General features: G+C 74.0%; 16 protein-coding genes. 11 read left to right on the plus strand and 5 right to left on the minus strand.

What is annotated here, in order from left to right; all coding sequences use genetic code 11:
- Nucleotides 1–24: 24 nt before the first annotated feature.
- On the minus strand, nucleotides 25–4299 hold the full coding sequence (locus WMF14_RS47030; RefSeq protein ID WP_437797291.1) for a serine/threonine-protein kinase: 4275 nt from the start codon (nucleotides 4297–4299) through the stop codon (nucleotides 25–27).
- Nucleotides 4300–4306: 7 nt separating this feature from the next.
- On the minus strand, nucleotides 4307–5131 hold the full coding sequence (locus WMF14_RS47035) for a hypothetical protein (protein ID WP_437797293.1): 825 nt from the start codon (nucleotides 5129–5131) through the stop codon (nucleotides 4307–4309).
- A 212-nt stretch (nucleotides 5132–5343) separates the two neighbouring features.
- Between WMF14_RS47035 and WMF14_RS47040 the strand changes: the two genes are divergently transcribed.
- Both WMF14_RS47040 and WMF14_RS47045 read left to right on the plus strand, forming a co-directional pair.
- The gene (locus tag WMF14_RS47040; protein ID WP_272096454.1) at nucleotides 5344–6828 is read left to right on the plus strand and encodes a serine/threonine-protein kinase; all 1485 of its coding nucleotides are present in this window, start codon (nucleotides 5344–5346) and stop codon (nucleotides 6826–6828) included.
- Between the two features lie 260 nt (nucleotides 6829–7088).
- Nucleotides 7089–8243 carry a ferritin-like domain-containing protein gene (locus WMF14_RS47045; protein WP_437797295.1) on the plus strand — a complete coding sequence of 385 codons (1155 nt, stop codon included), beginning with the start codon at nucleotides 7089–7091 and terminating at the stop codon, nucleotides 8241–8243.
- Between the two features lie 57 nt (nucleotides 8244–8300).
- On the opposite strand, the gene WMF14_RS47050 is transcribed toward WMF14_RS47045, so the two are convergent.
- The gene (locus tag WMF14_RS47050; RefSeq protein WP_437797297.1) at nucleotides 8301–9383 is read right to left on the minus strand and encodes a hypothetical protein; all 1083 of its coding nucleotides are present in this window, start codon (nucleotides 9381–9383) and stop codon (nucleotides 8301–8303) included.
- Nucleotides 9384–9685: 302 nt separating this feature from the next.
- Nucleotides 9686–9904, minus strand: coding sequence for a hypothetical protein (locus WMF14_RS47055; RefSeq protein ID WP_437797299.1), 219 nt, complete (start codon nucleotides 9902–9904; stop codon nucleotides 9686–9688).
- Nucleotides 9905–10237: 333 nt separating this feature from the next.
- Between WMF14_RS47055 and WMF14_RS47060 the strand changes: the two genes are divergently transcribed.
- From WMF14_RS47060 to WMF14_RS47100, 9 genes are all read left to right on the plus strand, one after another.
- A complete protein-coding gene (locus WMF14_RS47060; protein WP_272096459.1) occupies nucleotides 10238–10990 on the plus strand; it encodes an RNA polymerase sigma factor in 753 nt (250 codons plus the stop codon).
- A complete protein-coding gene (locus tag WMF14_RS47065; RefSeq protein WP_437797301.1) occupies nucleotides 10987–12294 on the plus strand; it encodes a FecR domain-containing protein in 1308 nt (435 codons plus the stop codon). Before WMF14_RS47060 ends, WMF14_RS47065 begins: the two co-directional genes overlap by 4 nt.
- A 217-nt stretch (nucleotides 12295–12511) precedes the next feature.
- Nucleotides 12512–14638: a biotin carboxylase N-terminal domain-containing protein gene (locus tag WMF14_RS47070; protein ID WP_437797303.1), complete on the plus strand. Its 2127-nt coding sequence runs from the start codon at nucleotides 12512–12514 to the stop codon at nucleotides 14636–14638.
- Nucleotides 14639–14844: 206 nt separating this feature from the next.
- On the plus strand, nucleotides 14845–15990 hold the full coding sequence (locus WMF14_RS47075) for a hypothetical protein (protein ID WP_437797305.1): 1146 nt from the start codon (nucleotides 14845–14847) through the stop codon (nucleotides 15988–15990).
- A gap of 98 nt (nucleotides 15991–16088) precedes the next feature.
- Nucleotides 16089–17489, plus strand: a complete 1401-nt coding sequence (locus WMF14_RS47080; protein ID WP_437797307.1) for an SIR2 family protein — start codon at nucleotides 16089–16091, stop codon at nucleotides 17487–17489.
- 324 nt (nucleotides 17490–17813) lie between these two features.
- A complete protein-coding gene (locus tag WMF14_RS47085; protein ID WP_272096464.1) occupies nucleotides 17814–18245 on the plus strand; it encodes a hypothetical protein in 432 nt (143 codons plus the stop codon).
- Nucleotides 18246–18361: 116 nt separating this feature from the next.
- The gene (locus WMF14_RS47090) at nucleotides 18362–21454 is read left to right on the plus strand and encodes a hypothetical protein (protein ID WP_437797309.1); all 3093 of its coding nucleotides are present in this window, start codon (nucleotides 18362–18364) and stop codon (nucleotides 21452–21454) included.
- Nucleotides 21451–23049 (plus strand): hypothetical protein, encoded by a 1599-nt coding sequence (locus WMF14_RS47095; RefSeq protein ID WP_437797311.1) that lies wholly within the window; start codon nucleotides 21451–21453, stop codon nucleotides 23047–23049. Before WMF14_RS47090 ends, WMF14_RS47095 begins: the two co-directional genes overlap by 4 nt.
- 123 nt (nucleotides 23050–23172) lie before the next feature.
- Nucleotides 23173–23811, plus strand: a complete 639-nt coding sequence (locus WMF14_RS47100) for a hypothetical protein (protein ID WP_437797313.1) — start codon at nucleotides 23173–23175, stop codon at nucleotides 23809–23811.
- A gap of 24 nt (nucleotides 23812–23835) precedes the next feature.
- Here the strand turns inward: WMF14_RS47100 and WMF14_RS47105 are convergent, their stop codons facing one another.
- Complete coding sequence (locus WMF14_RS47105; RefSeq protein WP_437797315.1) at nucleotides 23836–24039, minus strand: hypothetical protein; 204 nt, start codon at nucleotides 24037–24039, stop codon at nucleotides 23836–23838.
- Nucleotides 24040–24048 lie beyond the last annotated feature (9 nt).

Here is a 24048-nt window from a genome sequence, read left to right on the forward strand (position 1 = left end):
GGCGGCGGCGCCGGGGCGGCTTGCCTACGCCAGCTGCGTCGGCTGATCCAGGGCGGCCTCCGCCGCTTCGCGCTCGGCGAGGGCGGCGGCGTGGCGGCGCAGCCGGTCGCCCATCACGTTCGGGATGCGCTCCGCGGCCTCGAGCGCGGCCGAGAGCGCGCCGCGCGCGGCGGCGAGCCGGCCGCGCCGCAGCGCGGTCACCGCGCGGATCTCGAGGACCTCGATGTGCTCCTGGCCCACGGAGCTCTGCGCCGAGCGGTCCACGAGGGCGTCCCACGCGGCGTCGTCCGCGGCGCCCCTGTCCTGCGTGGCCAGATCGATCATGGCGCAGAGCACCTCCTCCGAGGGGACCATCAGCGCGTCGGCCTGGCCGTCCTCGCGGGCTCGCTCCTGCATCTCGCGCATCTGCTGGAACAGCGCGCGCGCCTCGGCCTGCTCGCCGCAATAGAAGAGGAACCGGGTCTTGAGGAGCAGCGCGACCGGCCGGCACGTCCCGCAGAACCGGTGCCGCTCGATGTCGAGCGCGCGATCGATGTGCGGCCTCGCCGCCGCGAGGTCGTCCATCAGGTAGAGGTACTCGCCGAGGTTGTACTCGCCGATCCGCTCCAGCCCGCTCTGGCCGAGGTCGCGCGCGAGCGCGAGCACCCGCTCGAGGTCGGCGATCATCCGGGCCTTGTCGCCGCGGCACGCCCAGAGGAGCGCGCGGTTGTTCGTCACGGAGCAGAGGTGGAGCGTGTCGTGGTGCGCCTCGCAGAGCGCGATCGCCCGGCCGAGCGCGTCCTCGGCGTCGTCGAGCCGGCCGAGCCCCTGGAGGACGAAGCCGAGCATGAGCAGCGAGATGACGAGCGTCTCGTACCCTTCGTCGCCGAGCGAGGCGGCCGACGCCGCCGCGCGCTCGAGCGCGGCGGCCGCCTCTTCCTCCTGGCTGAAGCGGTGGAGCGTGCGCCCGGCGCCGAGCGCGAGGCGCGCGGTGAGCGCCGGCGACAGCGTGATCTCTTCGGCGAGCACGCCCGCCTCCTCGACGCGCTCCTCGGAGCTCTTGAACTCGTCCATCCAGTCGAGCGCCGTGGCCTCGTCGAGCAGGATGTCGATCTGCGCCGGGACGTCGCCGCGCGCCCGCGCGATGGCCCGCGCGCTGGCGAAGTCGGCGAGCGCGTCGTGGTAGCGGCCGAGGCGGTAGCGCATGAGGCCGCGGCCCCGGTGCGCGGCCGCGCGATCGGGGCGCACCTCGCCCGGCGCGCGGCGGCTGGGCGGGCCTCCGCCCGGGGCCGTCGGCTCGATCGGCTGCTCCAGGGCGCGGCTGTAGAGCGTCTCCGCGTCGAGGTAGGCGTGCCGGGCGCGCGCGCGCTCCGCCAGGGTGAGGTAGGCGATCTCGGCGATCTCGCCGAGGCCCGCCTGGGCGGCGTGGTACGCGAACGGGATGAGGCGCTCGTTCTTGAGGTGCGGCGCGTCGCGCTCGCCGGCCTCGTCGCCCGCGGCGTCGCGGTGCAGCTTGAACGCCGCGAGGTGGACGCGCCGGCGGAGCGGCTCGGGCGCGCCGCGGGCCACCGCCTCGCGGACCAGCGCGTGTCGGAAGCCGATGCGGCCGCGCCGGTCCTGGACGAGGAGGCCCGCGGCGATCAGCCGCTTCACGGCGACCGCGGCGTCGAGCGGGAGATCGTCGGCCTCGCCGTGCTCGTCGAGCCGGTGGAGCACGCCGGCCACCTCCGCGACCGCGACGTCGGGGCCGAGCAGCGCGATGAGCCGCGCGTGCGCCTGGAGCGCGGGCGGGAGCGCGTCGATCTCGCCGAGGGCCAGCCAGTCGAGGAGCGGCATGTCGGGGAGCCGATCGAGCTCGTCGGTGGCGAGGTACCACGCGTCGCCGCGCGGGTGCCGGCGCACGATGCCCCCGCGCTTGAGGCCGCGCACGAGCTCGATGAGCAGGAGCGGGACGCCCTGCGCGCGCTCGACGAGGTGCGCGACCGCGGGCTCAGGCACGTCCTCCGCGGGCAGGAGCAGCCGCCGGCACAGGGCGATCGCGCTCTCGCGATCGAGCGCCTCGAGGCGGTAGGTCTCGCGGCGCGCGGCGCGCTCGCCGAAGGAGGGGCGCGCGCTCTCGAAGCTCGGCCGCCCGAACGCGCAGATGAAGAGCGGCGCCTGCGCCTCGGCGAGCGCCGCGTACTCGAGCGCGGCGAGCGCCGCGTCGTCGGCCACGTGCGCGTCGTCGAGCACCACGAAGAGCGGCGTCCGGCGCGATCGCCGGCGGAGGGCCTCGCCGGCGGCCACGGAGAGCGCGGCGCGGAGCGCGCCGGGCGCCGCGGAGAGCGCGCGGAGCTCCGGGTAGCGCTCCTCGGCGAGCGCGTCGTCGCTGATCCAGCCGAGCGCGAGCGCCACCGCGGCCCCGAGCTGCCCCTGCTGCGCGCCCGCGAGGCGGCGCCGCAGGAGCGCGCTGCCGCCGTCCGCCGGAGGGGACGACGGCAGCGCGAGCGCCCGCTGAAGGATCTCCCGGACGACGCGATCGGCCCCGCCGGCGACCGGCTCGCCGGTCCGGAGCTCGATCACCTCGGCGCGCCCCTCGATCGCGCGCAGCCGCTGCGCGAGCGCGCCGGCGAGGCGGCTCTTGCCGTGGCCGGCCACGCCGATGACGCTGGCGATGGTGGGCGTCGCGGTCGCCACGGCGTCGCGCGCGCCCGCGACCAGCGCGTCGAGGACATCGCTCCGGCCGAAGAGCGGCTGGGAGCTCGAGTCGAACGCGGTGTCGGCGTCGGGCTGGGCGGCCGCCAGCCCGGGCCGGACGGAGGCCGGTCCTTGCGGGGGGAGGCCGTCGCCCGGGGCCTGCGAGGCGTCGTCGCCGAGCGCCGCCGCGGCCGCCGGCGACAGGGTGAGGCCTGCGGGGCCGCCCGCCGCGAACCGGTCCTCCCGGTGGAAGAGCGGGCTCAGGAACCGCCGCGTGCCGTCGGGCCGCGGCTGGACGGACACGGTCGCGAGGTCGAGCAGCCCGCGGGAGAGGACGCGCTGCTGCTCGAGCTCGCGGCCGGCGTGCGCCGCGCGGCGCAGCGGGCTCGCGCCGTCCGCGTGATCGAAGACGGCGACGAAGCGGCCGCCCGCGGCGTGGGCGAGCTCCCCGCCCAGGGCGCTGAGCCTGCGCTGGAGGGCCACGACGTCGAGCTCGGCCTCGAAGAAGAGGAGCGCGACGGCGCGCCGCTCGACGCTGCGGGCGCTCGGCGGCGGCGGCTCCGTGGTGGGACGCCGGAGGCGCGAGGGGCGGCGTTCCTGGCCGCGCTCGAAGCTCTCCAGGGCGGCGCCGAGCGCCGCGGCGCTCGCGAAGCGCTGGCCTCTGTCCTTCGCGAGGCACCGGAGCACGATCTCCTCGAGCGAGCGCGAGATCGGCGCGATCTGGGAGGGCCGCGGGGGGCGGCGGCTCATGTGGTCCTGCCGCACCAGGGCGGGAGGTCCCCAGAACGGCGGCTTGCCGGTGAGCAGCTCGAACAGCACGACGCCGAGGGCGTACACGTCCGCGCGCGCGTCGACGTCGCCGCGGCCGTCGCACTGCTCGGGGGCCATGTACTCGGCGGTGCCGGGCGCGTCGCTCTCGGCGGTGATGCGGTGCGACGGCTCGTGGTGCCCCGCGGCGAGGCCGAGATCGATGATGGTGGCGCGGTGCCCGCTGTCCCCGGCGCGCGCGACGAGCGGCGCGCCGGAGACGAAGATGTTCTCCGGCTTGACGTCGCGGTGCACGTAGCCGCGCGCGTGGATCGCCTCGAGGGCCCGGAGCGCGGCGCGCGCGAGGGCGCACGCCTCGCGCGCCGGCATCGGCCCGGCGACCCCGCGCGCCACGAGGCGGTCGGCGAGCGTGGGGCCGTCGAGGTACTCCATGACGAAGTACGGCGCGCCCGAGGCGAGCTGGCCACACCCGTAGACGGCGGGCACGTGGGGCGGCCCGACGTCGTAGAGGGCCCGCATCTCCTTGACGAGGCGGGCGCTCGCGTCCGCCCGGTCGGCGCGCGCGACCTTGATCGCCACGGTCGGGCCGCCCTCCTCGGGCTCGGCCGCGAACACGGCCCCGAAGCCGCCTGCGCCGGCGAGCCGGACGCCCCGGTAGCCTTCGATGCTGGGCAGAGCGGTCGCGCTGAGCCAGCTGCTGCTGGGCTCGTCCGCGCCGCCGGGCGCTACGGGCTCTTGGCTGCCCTGCCGCGCCACGGGGCCGTGCTCCGGACACCCCGGATCCGCGTGCGCGACGCGCCTGCCGCACTCCTTGCACCGCGCGGTGGGCGCCCCGGAGCGAGCCGCGCTTCCGCCTCGATGAGCATCGGGCAACATGGGGGCCTCATGGCAGGAACGTCGTAATCACCGCGGGCCACGACTCGCCTCGATCGTCGGTGCAGCTCGGGCGATAGCCGTCGGCTGCGCTGAGCGCGTCACACGCGAGATCGCATGAGCCCACGATGTGAATGTTCGGGCATTCCCGGACGCCCCCTTCGGGCTCGGGGAGCCCCGCGGCGCAGTCCCTGCTGAGGGCCCGAGAGCTCTCCGCGTTCGATTCGTTGTAGCAGGCATAGAGGCGGGGGGGGGTCGCGAACAGATTGCCCCAGAACGCGCCTTCCTCCATCGGATACGACTCGACCTCGCTCGCGTCCGGGTGCCTGAGGGCGAGGTGCGCGGCGCGCGACGAGATCATCACGGAGACGCCGGTCCGGTTGGCGCGCGACGCCACGCAGGCCGAGACCCACTGCTCCCGGGACTCGCTCAGCGGCGCGATGGCCCAGCTCGCAGCGAGCCCGAGGTACCCCGGGTAGACCTCCTCGCGCAGCTCGCCGAGCTCGTCGCGCCACGAGAACCTGAACGATTGCGACGGGGTCAGCGCGCAGCCGACGATGTATTGAAGGAGCTGCCGGGACATCGCGCCGAGCTCTCCTGGGCGGGTGATGGCGGCGCGGACCGCCGCCGAGAGGGCGCTCAAGGCGAGTCTGTTCGGGGCGAGCGCAATCGGGTTGAGGGCGTTCGGGTTGAGGGCGTTCGGGTTCAGCGCGTTCGGGTTGAGGGCGTTCGGATTCAGCGCGTTGTGATTCAGGAGCGCACTTGAGACCTCGTCGACCGACCCCCACTCCGCGGGAAATCCGTCGCTGCCACCGCAGCACGGCACTGAAGCCAACAGAAATGTGTGTGCGCACAGCGCTCGGATTCGCCTCTTCATCTGTCCCCCTCCCCGCCCGTTCTGCTAGCAGATGGAATAGGCTACCGTAAGGATAACGATGGATTTACTGTACCACTTGGCGAAGCGACGTGTAGCGCCAACCCGGCCGTCTGGCGCGGAGAAAATCATCGCTCGGGTGAGCCCTTAGTCGCATCGGGGGGGTTATGACGATGGATGCTTTGGCGACACGAGATAACGAGACGCGGGCATTTTCACTGGAGGAGAGGTCCTTTTCCCGAGGCGAGCTGCCGTGCGGCTCGCGGGCGGGTGAGTACGGCATTGTGTCGCCCATCGCCCGGGGCGGATGTGGGGCCGTGTACGAGGCGATTCACCTCCGGACCGGCGCGCGGGTGGCGATGAAGGTGCTCCACGGGACGCTCGCCGCGTCGCCGAAGATGGTGAAGCGCTTCCTGCGCGAGGTCGAGGTGGTGCGGCTGCTCAACCACCCCGGGATCGTCGAGATTCATGACGCCGGCGAGCTCGCGGACGGCCGGCCCTTTTATGTGATGGAGCACCTCGACGGGGTGACGCTCGACGTGCTCCTCCGGCAGGAGGGGCGGCTGTCGCCGGAGCAGGCGCTCGAGCTGCTCGAGCCGGTCTGCTCGGCGCTCGACGCGGCGCACGCGGCCGGGATCATCCATCGCGACGTGAAGGGCAGCAACATCTTCGTCTCGCGGGGCGCCCCGCGGGCGGTCAAGCTCCTCGATTTCGGGATCGCCAAGCTGATGGAGCCGGACGAGGGGGCGAGCGGCTTCACCACGGCGGGGAGGGCGCCCGGCACCCTCACGATCATGGCGCCCGAGCAGATCCTCGGCGGCGTCCTCGACGCGCGCGTGGACGTGTATGCGCTCGGCGTCCTTCTGCACAGGCTCCTCACGGGCAAGCTCCCGTTCTACTCGCCGGACGCGACCGAGCTGCTCCGGCAGCACCTGGAGGAGCCCGCGCCGCGCCCGAGCCGGCGGACCCCGCTGCCGCCCGCGCTCGACGCGGTGGTGCTGCGCTGCATGGAGAAGCAGCCGGAGCACCGCTACCCTTCGGTGAAGAGCTTCCTCTACACGCTCCGCGAGGCGGTCGGCGAGCCGACGTCGGGGCGGAGCAGCGTGCCGGAGCTCCAGACCGACGCGATCGCGATCTACCTCGATCTCCGGGTGCGCACCGACGCCGACGATCTCGACGACGCGCTCGCCGAGGAGCTCGGCCTCGTGCTCGACCTCGCGGAGGAGCGCCTCCGGGACGCCGGGCTCACGCTCGTCTCCGTGACCGGCAGCGAGATCCTCGCCGTGCGCCTCCTCTCCAGCGAGCTGCGGGAGTCGCTGCTCGAGCGCGCGGCCGTGATCGAGATCGCCGCCTCGCTCCACGAGGAGATCGCGCTGAGGAGCGGCCCGGACACGCGCGTGCACACGAACCTGTGCCTGCACGCCGGGCAGGTCGTCGTGCGCTCGGCGAACCTCCCGGAGATCATCGGCGGCGACCTGGCCCGGGTCGGGGCGTGGGCGCCCGTCGACTCGGTGCAAGGGCTCTGCGCGACGGAGGCGGCGGTCCGCGGGATCGGCGGACTCGATCTCTCCGCGGGGCCGCCCGGGCTCCTGCTGATCGGCGAGCTCTCCGGGCACTGCTCCTCGCCGGCGCCCACGCTGCGGTGCCGCGCGCTCTGACGCGGAGGGCGCGCGGCCAGCGTCGGGCCTTCAGCGACGCGCGCGACGCGCGGGCCGCGCCCCTGCGACGTGCGATGTCAGGCGGGCGACGGGCGCGCGCTCGGCGTGGACCCCCTGGCCGACTCGGGAGCTCCCGGAGCCGATATGACGACGCAAAAACGAGCGAGAGGCGATTGCCGCTCGAAGATAGGTGCCATTATAAGGGCCGCCCGCGGGTCGCTCGACCTCGCGTCCGCGCCTCGCCGCTCCGGAAAGCTCTCATGTCCATGCGCCTCCAGCAAGCACTCCAGACCCTCCTCGATTCCGCCCCTCTCCTTCGTGACGCGTCGAGCAGCGGTAACGTCCGTGTGCTCGCCTCGCTGCTCGGGCCCGCCTTTCGCGGCTTCGTCCAGCGGCGGGGCAAGGGCGTGGTCTCGACCGATATCTCGGTTGGATACGAGGCCAGCTTTAACTGGAGTTACGGGCGGGACGACCCCGACATGGCGCGGCTCTACCACCTCGCCAAGACGTCCCAGTGGAACGCTGCGACAGACCTCGACTGGTCGCGGAGCGTCGACTGGCTCGACCCGGCAATGCCGCTCTTGCCCGACAGCTGGATGCCGCCGTCCAAGCTGCCCGCCTGGGGCAGGCTCTCCGAGCGGGAGCGGGCGACGCAGCGCCACGGGCTGCTCTCCTGGATGCTGAGCCAGTTCCTGCACGGCGAGCAGGGCGCCTTGTTCGCGGCGTCGCAGATCACGGAGTGCGTGCCGTCGCTCGACGCGAAGCTCTATGGGAGCACGCAGGTCGCCGACGAGGGGCGCCACGTCGAGGTGTTCCACGCGTACCTGACGCAGAAGCTGGAGAAGCTCTACGAGATCAACGACAACCTCTATGTCGTCATCGACGCGATCATGAGCGACGGCCGGTGGGACATGAAGTTCCTCGGCATGCAGATCATGATCGAGGGCCTGGCGCTCGGCGCGTTCGGCTCGATTCGACAGGTGACGAGCGAGCCGCTCCTCAAGGACGTCCTCCGGTCGGTGATCACCGACGAGGCGCGCCACGTCCACTACGGGGTGCTCGCGCTGAGCAGGTTCTACCGCGAGGGCATCGACGAGCGGGCGCGGAGGGAGCGTGAGGACTGGGCGTTCGAGCTGTCGGTGCTCCTGCGCAACCGCTTCCTGGCGCACGAGTTCTACGACGAGTTCTACGCCCACCGCATGACGCGCTGCGCGTGGGACGAGCTCATGCTCCAGAGCGACCTGATGGGGTTCTTCCGCCGGACGATGTTCCGGCGGATCGTGCCGAACCTGAAGCGGATCGGCCTCTTGTCCGCGCGGATGCGGCCGCGCTACGCCTCGCTCGGCCTGCTCGAGTACGAGCACGGGCGGGCGGCCAGCGAGCTGACGGCCAGGGAGCTGCTCGACGACGCGTGAGGCGAGGGCGTCCGAGGGCGAAAGGGGCGGACGCCCGCGCCGGCCCCGGGGGAGAGATCAGCAGGTGGATCTGACGCAGGCCGAGAGCTCGACGCCGCACTGCCTCTGGATGCAGCCGAAGTCGCCGTTGCAGACGGCGAGCGACCTGAAGGCGCACCCGAGGACCTGATCGGCGAAAAACTGAGCGTTGGGGCAGCCCCGCGAGACGCAGCTGGAGACGCACGCGACGCTGAACTCCGGCGGCATCCGCTCCCTGTCGATGCACCGGGCGGCGCAGGTGACCACCTCCTGGCAGTCCATGGGCTCGCACGCGCCGCAGTCCTGGGGACAGAGGCCGCAGCTCTCGAAGCTCTCGCAGACGCCGTTCGAGCACACCGCGCACACGCCGCAGTCGCGCCGGCAGGACGCGCACGTCTCCGTCCCCGAGCAGATGCCGTCGCCGCACGTGGCGCAGGCGCCGCAGTCGTCCGGGCAAGAGAAGCAGCTCTCCAGCCCGGTGTTGCACACGCCGTTGCCGCAGGCCTCGCAGACGCCGCAGTCGGGGGCGCACGAGCGGCAGTCCTCCCGCGGCGAGCAGACGCCGTCGCCGCAGCCCTGGCAGACGCCGCAGTCGCCCGCGCACGTCGCGCACGTCTCGGCGCCGCTGCACACGCCGTCGCCGCAGTTCGGACACACGCCGCAGTCGTCCGGGCACGTCGAGCACGTCTCGCTCGCCGGATCGCAGGCGGCGTCGCCGCAGCGCGGACACGGGCCGCAGTCGGCGGCGCAGCTCTGGCAGTCCTCTGCGCCGTTGCAGGCGCCGTCGCCGCACCCCTGGCAGGGGCCGCAGTCGGCGGCGCAGCTCTGGCAGTCCTCTGCGCCGTTGCAGGCGCCGTCGCCGCACCCCTGGCAGGGGCCGCAGTCGGCGGCGCAGCTCTGGCAGTCCTCCGCGCCGTTGCAGGCGCCGTCGCCGCACGCCGCCGGGGGCTCGGCGCCGGACGAGCTGTCGTACTCCCACGTCTCGGTGCGGCCGCAGCCCGCCCCGAGCGAGGCCCCCGCGAGGGCGACGAGCGCGGACCAGGCGAAGGCGCGCGAGGAGAGGAAGCCAGGGCGATGCCGCCCGGACCGCAGCAGGGAGCTCAGCCGGCTTGTGGTACCCATACGATCAGCCCCGGGGACACGAGAGGTCTGGTTGTCGGAGGGAGCGGGACCGGCTCGCGGGCTGCAGCGGCGCCGCGCCGAGCCGTCCACGGGAAGGCGCGCGGACGGAACATACATGGAGACGGCCCGCGGATGGCGCCAAAGCACAGGCGCGCCGGCGCTGGAGCCGCGGCGGGTGGGGTGGCGGGAGCGCGCGGCACAAGCGGCACAAAATGAAAGAGGGCGGCGCCTCCGGAGAGGCGTCGCCCAAAGCGCTCCGCGGTGCGCGCTTCACCGAAGAAGCGACGTGCCGCGCAGAGAGCTCACTGCTTGGGGGCCTCGGCGGGCGCCGCGGGGGCCGCCGCCGGGTCGGCCGGGGCCGCCGCCGGGTCAGCCGCGGGGGCCGCCGCCGGGTCAGCCGCGGGGGCCGCCGCCGGGTCAGCCGCCGGAGCCGCGCCCGGGTCGGTCGGGGCCGGGGCGCTGCCGCCGCAGGCGACGACGAGGGACGACACGGCGACGAGCGCAAGAACGAGCTTCTTCATGGAATCCTCCGAAAAAGAGGGCGGTCAGGCCACCCTCACAACCAACAGGCGTGTGAACCGCACGCAAATCCGGCGGCCACCACCCAGACGCCGCGGGGAGCCAGAACGGCTCACAGTTTTTTCGATGAGCCGCCCGGGCCCGACCAGGCGTCTAGAAAAGTGTGGGAAGTTCGGGCTGCTCCTGATGCCGCTCTGGACAGGAGCCGAGGGCTCGGCGCTCCGCCCGGGCCGGCGACCCGCCTCCCACGAGGGCATCGCGATCACCTTCTGCTGTACATTTCCAGTCATGTCCCCTGGTACGAACGCATGGCTCTGAGACCTCAGCGAGGGCGCTTGCGCCTTGTCGAACCGGTCGTCCCGGCCGCCCCGGCCGCGGAGGCCCAGCAGGACATGGGCGACGCCGGGCCCGCGTTCGCTCCGGAGGAGCGGGGCCGCGGCGATGGCCGGTTCGGGGGAGCGCGCGCTCAGGACAGACGGTCCTCCGCCGCGACAGCGCCGGCCGAGCGCGGCGCAGGCCTCGCGGAGCTCCCGGACGCGCAGCTCGTGGTGCTCGGCGCCCGCGGGGACGTGAGCGCGCTCGAGCAGCTCTACCGGCGGCACGTCGCCTTCGCCATCCACCTCGCGACGCGCATCGAGGGCTCGGCGCGCGACGTGGAGGACATCGTTCACGACGCGTTCCTCCGCGCCTACGAGCGCCTCGACGATCTCGTCGATCCCGCCGCGTTCCGCGCGTGGCTCGGGTCGATCATCGTCCACAAGGTCCGCTCGCGGATGCGGCGCGCGCGGCTGCTCGGCGTGCTCGGGATGGGCAAGTCGAGCGAGCCGGTCGATCTCGACGCGCTGGCGAGCCCGGCCGCGTCGCCCCACGCGCGCGCGCAGATCGCGCAGATCTACGCCCTGCTCCAGACGCTGCCGGCCGACGACCGGATCGCGTGGATCCTCCGCTCGGTGGAGGGGCACGATCTCGAGACGGTCGCGCAGATGACGGACTGCTCGCTCGCGACCGTCAAGCGGCGCATTTCGCGGGCGCAACACTTCCTCGACGGTCACTTTGTAGATTCAACCAGCAGCGAGGCCTCATCATGAGCCGGCGAGGGCTACCCCGGATCGCCCCGGCAGATCTCCGCGACCACGCGACCGAGGAGCGGATCGCGCGCGTCTGGGACCGCATCGAGCACGACCTCGGGGCGCGCGAGCGCTCGTCGCCGCGGCGCGCGGGCATGGCCGCGATGCTCGCGGCGGCGACGTTCGCGGCGTTCGGCGGCGGCCTGTGGCTCGGCAAGGCGATCTGGAGCGACGAGCGCGCCGCGCCCGCGCCCACCGCCGTGGCGCCGGCCAACGACGCGCCGTCGCTCGTCGACGTGTTCGCCGCGGGCTCGCAGGGGCGCACCTTCCAGCTGCCGGGCGGCGGAACGATCTCGCTGACGGCGGGCACGACCGTCGAGGTCGAGCAGGCGGACGGCGGCGCGCTGACGCTGCGGCTCGTGCAGGGCGAGGCGTGGCTCGACACCGTGAGCGGGACGCGCACGGCGGCGCTCGCGATCGTCGCCGGCGAGGCCCGCCTCGCGGCGGCGGCGGGCAGCGTGCTGCGCGTGAAGCACAACGTCGACGCGATCGACGTCAATGTCGCGGATGGCTCGGTCAAGCTCACGTCGCCGGCCGGCTCGCGGGAGCTCGGGCGCGGCGACGCCGAGGAGGGCGTGCCGATCCGGCAGCGGATCGCGGTCGTGGCGCCGCCGGAGCCCCGGCGCGCCCGCGCCTCGTCGCTCCCGCGCTCGAGCGCGGAGGTGGCGCCGATCGAGCCGCCGCCTGCCGCCGCGCAGGTCGCCGCCGCGCCGGACTGGCGCGCGCGGTACAACGCGGGCAACGTCGCCGAGGCGCTGCAGAGCCTGCAGCAGCAGAGCGGCGGCATCGACGGCGCCATCGCCTCCGCGAAGACGGCGAGGGAGCTGATGGACCTCAGCGATCTGCTGCGCGGGAAGGGCGGCGATCGCGCCGCGGCGATGCGCGCGTTCGCGCGCGTGGTCGAGGGCTTCCCGAGCGACGCGAACGCGCCGATCGCGGCCTACAAGCTCGGCGACATGTACGCGAGCATGGGCGAGCAGGCGCTGGCGGCGAAGTACTACGAGCAGGCGCGCTCGCTGTCGCCCGAGGGCAACCTCGCGGAGGACTCGTTCTGCAAGCGCATCCGCTCCGAGGTGGTCGCCGGCCACAAGGAAGAGGCCTCTCAGATGGCCAAGGAGTATGTGGCCAAGTACCCGGACGGCCGGTGCGAGGACGTCCAGCGGATCGTCTCCGGCGAGTCCGGCGAGGAGGCGGCCGAGGAAGAGGAGCACGCGGCCCCGCCGCCCCAGCCTCCGCCGGCCCCGGACGCGAGCCCGACGCCGTAGAGCGGGGGGCGCCCGTCCACGTCGATCGCGCTCCGCCGGGCGCGGTGGACATGCTTGACACCTCTGGCGGTTCTGCGCTTGCTTGGTCGCTCGCCGCGCCGGAGAACCGCCCAGGATGACCACCGCCGTCCGCACCAGCTCTCTACCCGCTCGCAACGACGCTCAATCGCTCCCGTCGTGGAAGTTGGTGTTGCCCCGAGGCGGCTATGTGTCCTCGATGGAGGCGTTCACCACGGCGATGGGTGTCCCTGGCTTCGTGCTGCTCGATCTGGGCACGCTGGCCGGCGGCAAGGACGCGCACCGCCTCCTCGGGCTGCGGTACCTCATCGCGAACGGCGAGGTGTGGAGGACGCACTTCGGCTGGCAGCGCCCCCTGGAAGCGGCGCTGCGCAGGGCGCTGCTCGACGAGGAGCGGGTGCAGGAGCTCCTCGCGGCGGCGGAGGGCTTGCTCGCGCGGATCAGGGACACGCGCGCGGCGATCTCGGCCGCGGACCGGGACGGGTTCGCTCGCTACCTGGAGGGCGGGCTGCTCCGGGCGCTGAAGCGCCGTGATTTCGACGACGAGCGCTTCCTCAAGTTCCTGATCCTGGAGCAGGACGAGCCCTCGCTCCGCGACCAGGCGGCGGAGCACCTGCGCTCCCGGGCCGGCGATCTCCTGCGGGAGGACGCGCAGGTGCTGGATCTCCTGTACGCCGCCGTTCATCGCCTGGACAGCTACCCCGCCACGACGGTGAGCGCGGGCCAGCTCAGGTACATCCTCGTGGCGGACAAGGGGGAGATGGGGGTGCGGGCCACGCGGGAGGCGATCGCGCTCGGCAAGATCCCCGTGGTCCTCTACAGCCTGCAGGACGACGCGAACGCGCTGCAGCTGCGGATCGCGCGGGAGGGCGGCGGGTTCGGGGTGGGGCTCGAGGGGAGCTTCCGCGAGAGCTACGCGAACTTCACCCAGATCGCGGACAAGGTGAGGGCCGAGTTCGAGCGGCGCTTCGGCGACGGCTGGCAGGACGAGCTGTCGCGCGCGGGGCTCTATCCCGGGTACGGCCCGCTCGCGGAGAACGCCGCGGCCATCCGGCACTTCCGCCAGAAGAACATCGTCTTCGTCGGCCCGATGCAGGACGTGGTGGAGAGCGCCGGCGACAAGCGCAAATTCCGCCTGATGGCTCAGGATTTCGACCCGACCGCTGTGACGCCGGGCATCGTCATCGACAGCGACGATCCGGGCGAGATCCAGCGGACCGTCCTGGAGGCGCACGCGGCTGGGCGCTTCACGTTCCCGGGGCGCCTGAAGGCCGCCAACGGCGGCGGCGGCCGCGGGCAGGCCGTCATCCCGACGGTGGAGCAGGTGCCGCAGGCCATCCAGAAGGTCCTTGGCGAGATCAAGGCGTACAACTGGCAGCCGGGGGTGATGTTCGAGCAGAACATCCCGGAGACGATCCACCTGGAGGTGCAGGTGCTGCGGGATCGCTACGGCAACACGCGGCACTTCGGCATGCGCGACTGCAGCGAGCAGCGCGCGAGCCAGAAGATCCAGGAAGAGGCGCCGCCGGCCCTGCTCCGGCGGTATCCGGGCCTGGAAGACCGCATCTGCGGGCTCGCTGTGCAGATCGCGGACCGCGTGGGCTACGTGGGCGCGGGCACGGTGGAGCTGATGTTCAAGGAAGGGAAGTTCTACTTCCTCGAGATGAACACGCGGATCCAGGTGGAGCACCCCGTCAGCGAGGAGACTTACGCCATCAAGCGGAAGCGCAGCCGCGTCCCCGTGAACCTCGTCGCGTGGCAGATGCGCATCGCGGACGGGCAACCCATCGATTTCGAGCAGGACCACGTGGTGCAGACCCACTGTAGCCGCGAGTTCCGCATCAACGCGGAGAGCTGGAATCCCGATCTCAGGGACTCGCGGGACGGCGGCAAAGGGCTGTTCTTGCCCAACGCGGGTATCTTCGATCGCATCGCGCTCCCCGACACCGACGCGATCCGCGAGGCGCTCGAGGAGAAGGGCCTCACCGACCTGAAGGTCCGCTTCGACTGCGGCTTCGAGGCGGGGGACGTCCTCGTGAACAAGGACCCCACGTTCGGCAAGCTCATCGTCTCCGTGAGCTGCAAGGACCCGGAAAGGGCCTATGAGCTCCTGCGGCTCGCGTCCCTCGAGGTGCTGAAGAAGATGAAGATCGAGGGGCGGCAGGTGCGGCCCGACGGGACGCCCATCCAGGGCTCGCCCTTCAAGACGAACCTCCAGGATCACGTGCGCATCCTGAGGATGCCGCTGTTCAAGCGCCATTCGAACGACGACGACACAGGTCGTCACGTCAACTGGCTCGTGGCCGCGTTCCGCCAGGAGGCGTGAGCCGGGGCAGGCAGTCGCGCTCCCCTGTGTGGTGAGCGCTGGCAGCGAAATAATCCGCGAACGCGCGGCCGCTCTCGTTCGAGAGCGCGCCGCGGCGGATTCGTCCGGCCAGAGCAGCCTCGGTGAGGTGGTCTCGAACCACAAGAAAGAGGCAATTCAGATCGCAACAGGGTATGTGGCCAAGTACCCCGATGGCCCGTGCGAGGATGCCCAGCGGATCATCTCCGGCGCGGACGCCGCCGCAGAGGACGGGCTTTGGCCGCCGGCCCCCGGCGGGCGCCCCGCGCCGCGGGCTGCCTGTGCTCGCCGTCCCCGCGGTCGCCCTCCTGGTCTCCGCGCTCGTCGTCCCGCTGAGCTTCGCCCTCCCGGCCGCGGCTGCCGAGCCGCGCGCCGTCGTGGCGAGCACCAGCCGCGCATCTGCGCCGGCCGCGCCGCGGCTGCCCGACGCGGCGGCGCCCATCGAGGTGCGCGTCGCCCTGTCGCGCGGCGCGGCGGAGGAGGTCTCCAGCGTCCGCGTGCGGCGCCTGCTCGAGATCGAGCTCCCGGACGGCGCGGCGCTGGCCGCCGAGCCGGTCGGCCCGCTCGGCGACCGCGTCGCGACGGTGTGGGTCGATCGGCCCACCGCGGCCCGCCTCGAGATCCAGGTGCGCCTCGACGGCCGCGCGGTCGTGCGCCGGCAGATCGCCGTCTCCGGCCTCACATCGGACGTCGCCGCGCGGCTCGTCGCGATCGCCGCCTCCGAGATGATCGTCGCCGAGATGCGCCGCGCGCGCGCCCCGCGGCGGCCGCCTTCGCCGCGGCGCCCCACCCAGGACGAGGTCGAGCTCGCCTCGCGCGATCTCGACACCCTGTCCGTCTCGGCCGGTCCCTACGCGGCGGTCGTCTCGGGCGGGCCGCGGGTGCTCGGCGGGGCGGGCCTCGCGCTCGGCCTGCGGCGCCTGCGGCTCACGGAGTCGCTGTTCGCCCGCCTGCTGGCCGCGCCGTCCGGCGGCGAGCCGCTGCGCTGGCTCGAGGCGGGCTTCTCGGGCGACTACCGCTTCTGGCTGGCCGCCTCGTGGCGCCTCTCGATCGGCGCCACCGCCTCCGTCGCGTCGCTCAGGCTGCCCGCCGCCGTCTCCGTCGATGGCATCGCCGGCGGGCGCGATACGTGGTCCGCCCGCGCCGGCCTCGGGCTCGGCGTGGAGACCCGGCTGGGCGGTCCGGTGTGGCTCGGGCTCACGCTGGACCCGGGGATCGTGCTCCGGCCGGCGCCCTACGAGGACGCCCGTGGCCAGGCGGGCGCCGTCGAGGGGGCCTGGCTGGGGATCGGCCTCTCGCTCGCCACGGAGCGGCGCTCCGCGCCGCTGCGGTGAGGGTGCGGCGCTCCGCGCCGCTGCGGTGAGGGTGAGACGCGGTGAGGATGCGGCGGGGCGCCGCCCGCTGGCGCAGATCCGCGGTATCGTGATCGCTGATGGATGAAGAGATCCTCGAGCAGCTGCGTGAGCGCTACACGTCAGGGAACCTGATCGTCTTCGCAGGCGCCGGCGTCTCGGCGGCCGCGGGCATGCCCACCTGGAAGCAGCTCGCCGAGAAGCTGCGCGACCGCGCGCGGCGGCGGAGCGCGGACCCGGCGGTCATCGACGAGATCCAGCAGTACATCTCCTCGAACCAGCTCATCAACGCGCTCTCCGCCGCGCGGCTCGCGCTCGGGCCGCAGGACTTCAACTGGACGGTCGACAAGGAGCTCGACGACACCGGCCGCGACGTGCCGGAGCTGGCGCGGGCGATCGCCGCGCTCAAGCCGAAGCTCAAGGCCGTGCTGACCACGAACATCGACCGCTTCCTGGAGCGCGCGTTCCAGGGCGAGTGGCGCATGGTCGATCGGCCGGCGGGCGACATCGCCATGGACAGGTGCTTCATCCTGAAGCTGCACGGCACGCTGCGGGCGTGGGACACCTGGGTGTTCTCGCGCGACCAGTACGACCGGGCGATCTTCGGCTCGCCCCTGCTTCAGGACGCGTTCGGCGCCCTCTACCGCACGCACTCCATCCTGTTCGTGGGCTTCGGCCTCGCCGACGACAACATCGACCAGACGCTCGCCCGCGTGCGCGCGCTCTCTGGCGGGCAGCCGCCCATGCACTTCGCGCTGCTCCCGAAGGGGGTGCCGCCGTTCCGCCGCCGGCTGCTCGAGGAGTCGGGCGTCCGGCTCATCGTCTACGAGAACCAGGCGGGCGATCATGCGGAGGTCGCGCAGGTCCTCCTCGGCCTGGAGCCGGGCGCGGCGGCGCCGCCGCCCGCCGCTGCGCCGCCGCCCGCCGGTGCGCGGGCCCAGCAGCAGTCGTCGCCCACGTTGCCGTCGTCGCTCGTGAAGGCGATCGCGGCGCCGCCGACGTCGACACCGAGCGCAACGGCGGCGCCGCGGCCGGCGCGCGTCTTCTTCTCCTACGCCTCGGCCGATGGGGATCTCCTCGCGCGCCTCGAGGCGCACATGACCCCGCTCAGGCGGGAGGGGCTGATCGCGCCGTGGCACAGCGGGAAGATCGACGCGGGCGAGGACACGGAGCGCGCGATCGGCGAGCAGCTCGAGGCGGCCGACCTCGTCCTCCTCCTGGTGAGCGCGAGCTACCTCGCGTCCGAGCAAGGCGATGCGCAGGTGGCACGCGCGATGGAAAGGCGTGCCGCGGGGCAGACCGTGGTCGTGCCGATCCTGCTCCGGCCCTGCGACTGGGAGACGACGCGCTTCGCCGAGCTCCAGGCGGTGCCGCGGGACAAGAAGCCCGTGACCAAGTGGTCCGATGCGGACGAGGCGCTCCTCCAGGTGGCGCGGGAGATCCGCGCCGTCGTGACGAAGCTGCGCCCGTCGCTGAGGTGAATCTGCGCGCCCGCGGCCGAGCGGCGGCCCTGGCGCGCTCGGCGGCTCTGTGGCGCGCGGGCGTGCGCGAGCGGCGGCTCCGCCGGCGCCGGGCGTATTCCGTACTCTTCCGCCTCATCGGCTCATGAAGGATCGCCGCTCCGCGTGATCAGCGCCGGGCAGCCCGGCGTGCCCGAGGGCTCTCTGGATTTTCTCGCGCTCTTCCGGGCCTCTGGCCTTGTCGCGCTGCGCGCGCCGCAGCGGGCGCGGATGCACATCGGGACGCGCATGCGGCTTGCTATGCCCGCTGGGCGCACAGCGCCAACGAGCGGAGAGGTGGCCATCGTGAGCCCATTGCACAGAGAACGGATGGTGACGGCGCGCGAGAGCAGCCAGCCCGAGGCGCGGTTCGCCGAAGAAGACATCCCGCCCGAGTCGGGCCGCCAGCCGGCCGTCTACACGGCGCGCGGCGGACCCACAGGAGAGCCCTGGCCGGAGCGCGCGCCCGTGCTCACGCCGGAAGAGGCGCGCGAGCTGTCCGAGCGCTGGAGCGCGATCCAGGCGGGCTTCATCGAGGCGCCACGCCTCTCGGTCGAGCAGGCCGACGCGCTCGTGAACGAGGCGATCCAGCGGGTCGCGCAGAGCTTCCGGGAGGAGCGCGCCGCGCTGCAGCGCCTCGTCGACGGCGAGCCTGGGCGAGCGGAGGCGTCGACAGAGGAGCTCCGGCTCGCCCTGCGCAGGTACAGAACGCTGCTCGGGCGCCTGCTCGCGTTCTAGTTCCGCCCGCCAGGAGTCCGGGTCGGGAGTCCGGGCAGGCTGGCCCTCGCGAGGGACGACCGGGGCGAGCGCTCCGCTTGCGCGGCGCCCTGTAGCGGGGGCTCTTCGCTTCTGGCATGGTCGCCGCCATGCTCGTCCGCAGCGCTCTCCCCTGGGTTCAACGCGGCTCGCGGCGCGACGCGCGCCGCCCGACCGGCCCCGCGCTCGGGCGCCGCGTGCCGGCGCTGCTCGGCGCCGCCCTCGCCCTCTCGCTCGGGTGCTCCGGCGCGGCGCCGGCCCCCGTCGCGCGCGCGCCGCGGGTCGTGAAGACGCCGCCCGCGCAGCCGAAGGCGCCGGAAGGGCCGCCGCTCCTGCCGGCCCGGGTGATCGCGGAGCTCGACGACGAGGACACGACGTCCTACTTCGCCCGGCGCGGCGACGAGGCGCTGCTGCTCTACGCCGCGGGCGGGCGCTGGAGGACGCGCGCCCTCGGCGTGGACGGCGCGCCGCGCGGGGACGCCGTCGACGCGGGGCCGGTGGCCGCCGACGTGCCCGTCGCCGCGCTGCGCGCCACGCCGCAGGGCTACCTCGCCGCGTGGATCGAGCAGATCGACGGGAGCCGCGCGGTGCGCGTGCTCGCGCTCGACCCCGCCGGCAAGCCGAGCGCCCCGGCGAGCCTCGTCGCGCAGACGGCCGAGGAGATCTCGTGGCTCGACGTGCTCCCGAACGCGCAGGGCGCGCTCGTGCTGTGGGAGATGCCGCGCGAGGCCCAGGGCGACGCGGCCCGCGCCGACGTTGCCCACTCCGATGTCGACCGCGTCGATGTGGTCATGACGGTCGTGGCGCAGGGCAAGGGCGCCGCGATCAAGCCGACGGCGCCCGCGTCGGTCGCGCGCGAGGTGCTCGGGTGGCACGCGGTCGCCACCGAGCGGGGCGCGGCGGTCGCCCTCGTGCTCCCGCCGGCCGCGCCGCGCGGCCGGGGCGAGGGCAAGCCCGCGCGCAAGGCGGCGGCGGAGGACGCCGCAGAGGACGCGAAGCTCGGACCCGTCGCGCTCGTGGAGATCGATGCCGCCGGGAAGGTGTCTTCGCCGGCGGTCGTCAGCCCCGAGCCGACCGCGCAGATCGATGTCGAGATCGCCTTCGTCGGTGGGCGTTACCTGCTCACCTGGACCGACGAGCGGGACATCGACAGCGCCGTCTACCTCGCGGCGATCGAGCCGGGCGGCAAGGTGGCGGTGGCGCCGCGGCAGGCGACGCCGCCGTCCGGCGAGCAGGCGCTGGTGTCGCTCGTCGCTCCCTCCCAGGGCGGAGGCGGACGGGCGCTGCTCGCGTGGGAGGACCTGCTGCGCGCCCGCGGCGGCGACGTCGGGGGCGCAGGGGCGCGCGGGCCGGGGCGCCTCATCCACCTCGCGTCGGTCGGCCCGGACGGGACGCTCGGCGCGGAGCGGGCGGCGCTCGTCTTCAGCGCGAGCGGGCCGCCCGACCTCGCGGCCGACGGCGACGGCTTCGCCGCGGTGACGCTCGCGCCCGCCACGCTCAAGATGGCGCGCGACGGGGCGGCCGCGCCGCCGGTCTGGCCGATGTTCGTGCGCTTCGGCCCGGATCTCTCGGTGCGGGCGGCAGAGCCGGTGCGCGCCGCGCCGTTCGCGGCGACGGACGGCGTGCCGTACCTCGTGCGCGGGCTGACGTGCCACGCGGGCGCGTGCGCGACGCTGGCGAGCGCCGCGCCCGGCCCGCAGCCTGGCGGCGCGGCGGGCGCGCGGGCGGCGCTCGCGCTGGTGTCGCTCCCGGCGCGCGAGAGCGCGTGGCGCGCGCCCGCGTTCCGGGAGGACAAGGACCCGCCGCCGCGCGCGACCGCGGTGCGCGCCCTCGCCGAGGGCGACCCCATCGCCAAGGTCGCGGCGGCCCCGCTCGACGGCGGCGCGGCGCTCTCGGCGTGGGTCACGTACTTCGTCGAGGGCGCGTCGGACGCCGCGCCCCGCGGGCAGGATGTCTCCGCGACGCTCGCGGTGCGCGCCGCGTCTCCGGGCGGCCTCGGCAAGCTGAACGTCCTCTCGCAGAAGGCGTCGTCGCTCGGCGGCGTCGCGATCGCGGCGGCGCCGCCGCTCCCGGCCGACGCGAAGGGCAAGGGCGCGGCGCAGGGCGAGAGCGTGATCGCGTGGGTCGCGCGCGAGCGGGGCGAGACGCAGGTCTACCTGACCAAGGTCGACGCGACGGGCGCGAAGGTCGCGCAGAAGAAGCTCACCACGGCGCCGCGGAAGAAGCAGGGCGGCGCCGCGAGCGAGGCGTCCGACGTGGCGATCGCCTACGACGGCGCGGGGGGCTTCATCGTCGCGTGGATCGACACGCGCGACGGCAACGCCGAGGTGTATGCGGCGCGGGTGGACCGCGCGCTGAACCGGACGGCGCCGGACCGGCGCATCACGAACGCGCCGCTCGACGCGGCCGAGGTGCAGATCGCGGTGCGCGGCCAGGAGGCGTGGCTCGTGTGGTCGGACGCGCGCCCGGCCGGCGGAGCGGCCCCGAGCGGCGCCCCGGCGGCGGGAGGCGGCGCGGCCGCGGGCGGCAGCGCGGCTGGCCAGGGCGGCGGGGCCGGCGCGGCTGCGAGCGGCAGGGCCGGCGCGGCTGCGGGTGGCGGCGCGGCTGCGGGCGGCGGCGCGGCTGCGGCCGGCGCGGCTGGCCAGGGCGACGAGCCCGGCGGCGACATCTTCCTCGCGCGGCTCGACACGAAGACGCTGCAGCGGATCGGCGACGAGTCGCGCCTCCATGCATCCTCGGAGCACTCGCGCAGCCCGGTGCTCGCGCCGCTCGAAGGCGGGCTCTTCGTCGGCTGGATCGACGAGCCGGCCGACGAGTCCGGCGGGGGCGCGGCGGCCGGCGGGCGCGCGCGGTTCGTGCGGATCGACGGCAGCGGAGCGGTGCAGGGCCCGCCCGTCGTGGTGAGCGGCCCGGACGGCGCGGCGGTGTCGTCGCTCGCGCTCGCGTGCGACAAGGTCTGCCGCGGCGTGCTCGCGTCGGCCCCGGGGGACTCGGTGGAGCTGAACGCCTTCACGCTGGCGCCCGGCGACGTGTCGGCGCCCTCGCTCAAGCCGCTGGCGTGGCTGACCGGCGGCGCGTCGCAGGACGTGTCGCCGGCGTTCGCGGGGCGGTCCGGCGCCTCGCTGTTCTTTGCGGACGACGCGGTGAGCGGCTCGGGGCGCGTCCGGTGGATGACGATCGCATGGCCGTGAGCGGAGCAGATCGCGCTCGTCGGCGCCGCGCCGCGCCGCTGCGTGCGGGCGGGCTCCTCCTCGGGGCGCTGGCCTCCGCGCTCGGCTGCCCTGGGCCGCCGGAGGTGCCGGTCCCGCCGCCGCGCAAGCCGGCCGGCGCGGCGGCGTTGCCGGCCTGCAAGGAGAGCGGCTGCTCTCAGGCCGGGGCGCTGCTCGCGGCCGCGCGGGCGTTCAGCGACGTGCGGCACGACTACCTCCTCGACACGTCGAGCGCGATGGTGCCGGGCCGCGGGCTGTCGCGGAGCGCGGCGGGCGCGTTCTCGCCGGTCGGCCTTGCTTGCGCCCGTCCCAAGGCGGAGCCGGCAGCGCCCGCGGTGGCGGGAGGGCCCGTGGCGACGGCAGCGCCCGCAGCGCAGACGGTGGCCGCGATCACGGCGGCGCCCGCGGCCGCGGCGGCGCCGGGGGCACCCGCACCCGCGCCGGGCGAGCGCGCGATCGACTTCCGCTACGTGGGCATCGCCGTCGACTCGGTCCTCGTCGGCGCCGACGTCGATCTGCCGGCGTACTTCAGCGCCGGAGGGACGCTCGACCGGCGCCGGCTGCGGCTGGTCGCGATGGCGCTTGTCGCGGACGAGGATCCGCAGTTCTTCGAGCCGACCGAGAGCGTGGTGCCGGCGGCGGGCGGCGGCTGCGCCTGCGGTCGCGCGACGCACTTCATCGGGGCCGTGAAGCGCGGCGCGATGGTCGCCTACGAGACGGACGTGACGGCCGGCGAGGCGCACGGCACGGCGCTCGGCCTGTTCAAGGCCCGGATCGAGGCGGGGGACCGCCGGGTGACGATGACCTCGGTCGGGGAGCTGGCCATCGAGGGCGTCGAGGGCGCGCCGGTCGCGGGCGCGAAGGGAGGCGGGCAGGCGTTCGGCGCGCTTCGGATGGAGGTCAAGAAGGCGGTGCCGCTCGCGTACGCGATCTATCCGGTGGCGGACGTGTGCCGCTTCTCGCTCGCCGAGCCGGAGATCGCGCCGCTGCCGGTCGACCTGGGCGTGGTGCCGTACGGCGCCGCGGGGACGGCGCAGGCGCTCATCACGAACAGGGCGCAGGTCGATGTCCGGGTGACCCACGGCGAGCGCACGGTCGAGGTGCCCGCGCACGGGAGCGCGGAGCTCACGTTCTCGTGGACGCCGGAGGGCGCGACGGCCGGCTGCGAGCGGCAGACGCGGCGGGACACGTTCGTCGTGCAGCCGAAGGACGCGTCCGCCCCGGTGGTGCCGCGCGAGCGGGCCGTCGTGGTGCCGCTCCAGGTCACGACGGGGATGCCGACCTTCTCGAAGCATGAGCCGATCGCGACCGAGACGGGGCGGTCGCCGGACTACGCGCGGGCGAGCGCGGACTGGACGTGCCCGGCCGGCTACGTGGTCGAGCAGTGCGAGCCGCAGCTGGCGAGCTGCCTGTCCTCGACGGGGAGCTGCAACGCCGAGGGATACCGGCTGACGGCCGAGGCGACCGCGGACGGGCGGGGGTGCGCGTTCCGGTGCACGGGGCCGAGCTCGTCGCTGTGGGGCGACCACGGGTGCTCCTACACGGCGGCCATGGTGTGCCGGCTGGGGTGCAACTAGCTGGTTCCGCGTCGGCCAGGTTCCTCCGTGGCCACGCTGGGAGGTGATGCCGCAAGGTTCCGCGTACCGAGGCGGCCCGCCCCCCTTGTAGAATGGTCCTGGTAACCTGTTGATCATCTTACCATGTCTGTCCCGTCCTTCGGTCCACCCATGGGCGCTGCGGCGTCGGTGGCGCGCGCCCTCTCCTCGGCCGCGCTGACGGCTCTCGCGCTGCTCGCGTCGGGCTGCCTCCTCCTCTCGCAGCCCGATCACGAGACGCCTCCGCAGACGGCGCCGTACCTGATCGCGTCTGCGGCATCTCCCAGCCAGCTGCAGGTCGTCTACATTCATAAGGAAGACGTCTTCCTGGACTTCGGCGCTGCCGTGCTCTCCGAGGACAACAGCGTGGATGTCGAGATCGCGCTCTACCTCGATTACGGCACGCGCAATTCAGCCGGGCGGCCCTACTGGGACCGAGAATACCCGTTCGAGGCCATCGAGGCGGGCACGATGGCTGAAGGGCAGCGCCCCTTCGTGAGGCGCTGGTTCTTGGGCTCGTCCTCCGTGACGGCGGGCTGCCACACGCTCACCATGGTGGCGTCGCATGCGTTCGACGTCGCCGTGTGCCCAGCAGATCCAAAGGATATGAGCTCCTTGACTTGGCAGCTCATCAAATGCGACCCGGACGACCCGAGCTGCCCGACGTCGTGCCCCGAGCTGGCTTGCGCGGCGTCCAAGTGCCCGTCATGCGCTGACTTCAACCCTGGCGGCGAGGCGCCGTGACTGGCCGGACAGGGGATCGAGCGATCACTCCATCCGCACCTTCGCCACGTTCAGCGTGCCGTTGGTTTCGTTGCACACGATATCCGAGCCGAACTGCCCGTCGGCGTTGCCGACGCGAACGTCCTTGATCGTGGCGCCGGTGCACCAGCCGTCGACGTCGCCGCGCCACTCGGCGGTCAAGAACTGGCCGGTGGCGTCCGAGAGATCGATCTCGGTCTTTCCCGACACGCCCAGCGG

Source organism: Sorangium sp. So ce693 (assembly GCF_051521375.1).
Lineage (GTDB): Bacteria > Myxococcota_A > Polyangia > Polyangiales > Polyangiaceae > Sorangium > Sorangium atrum.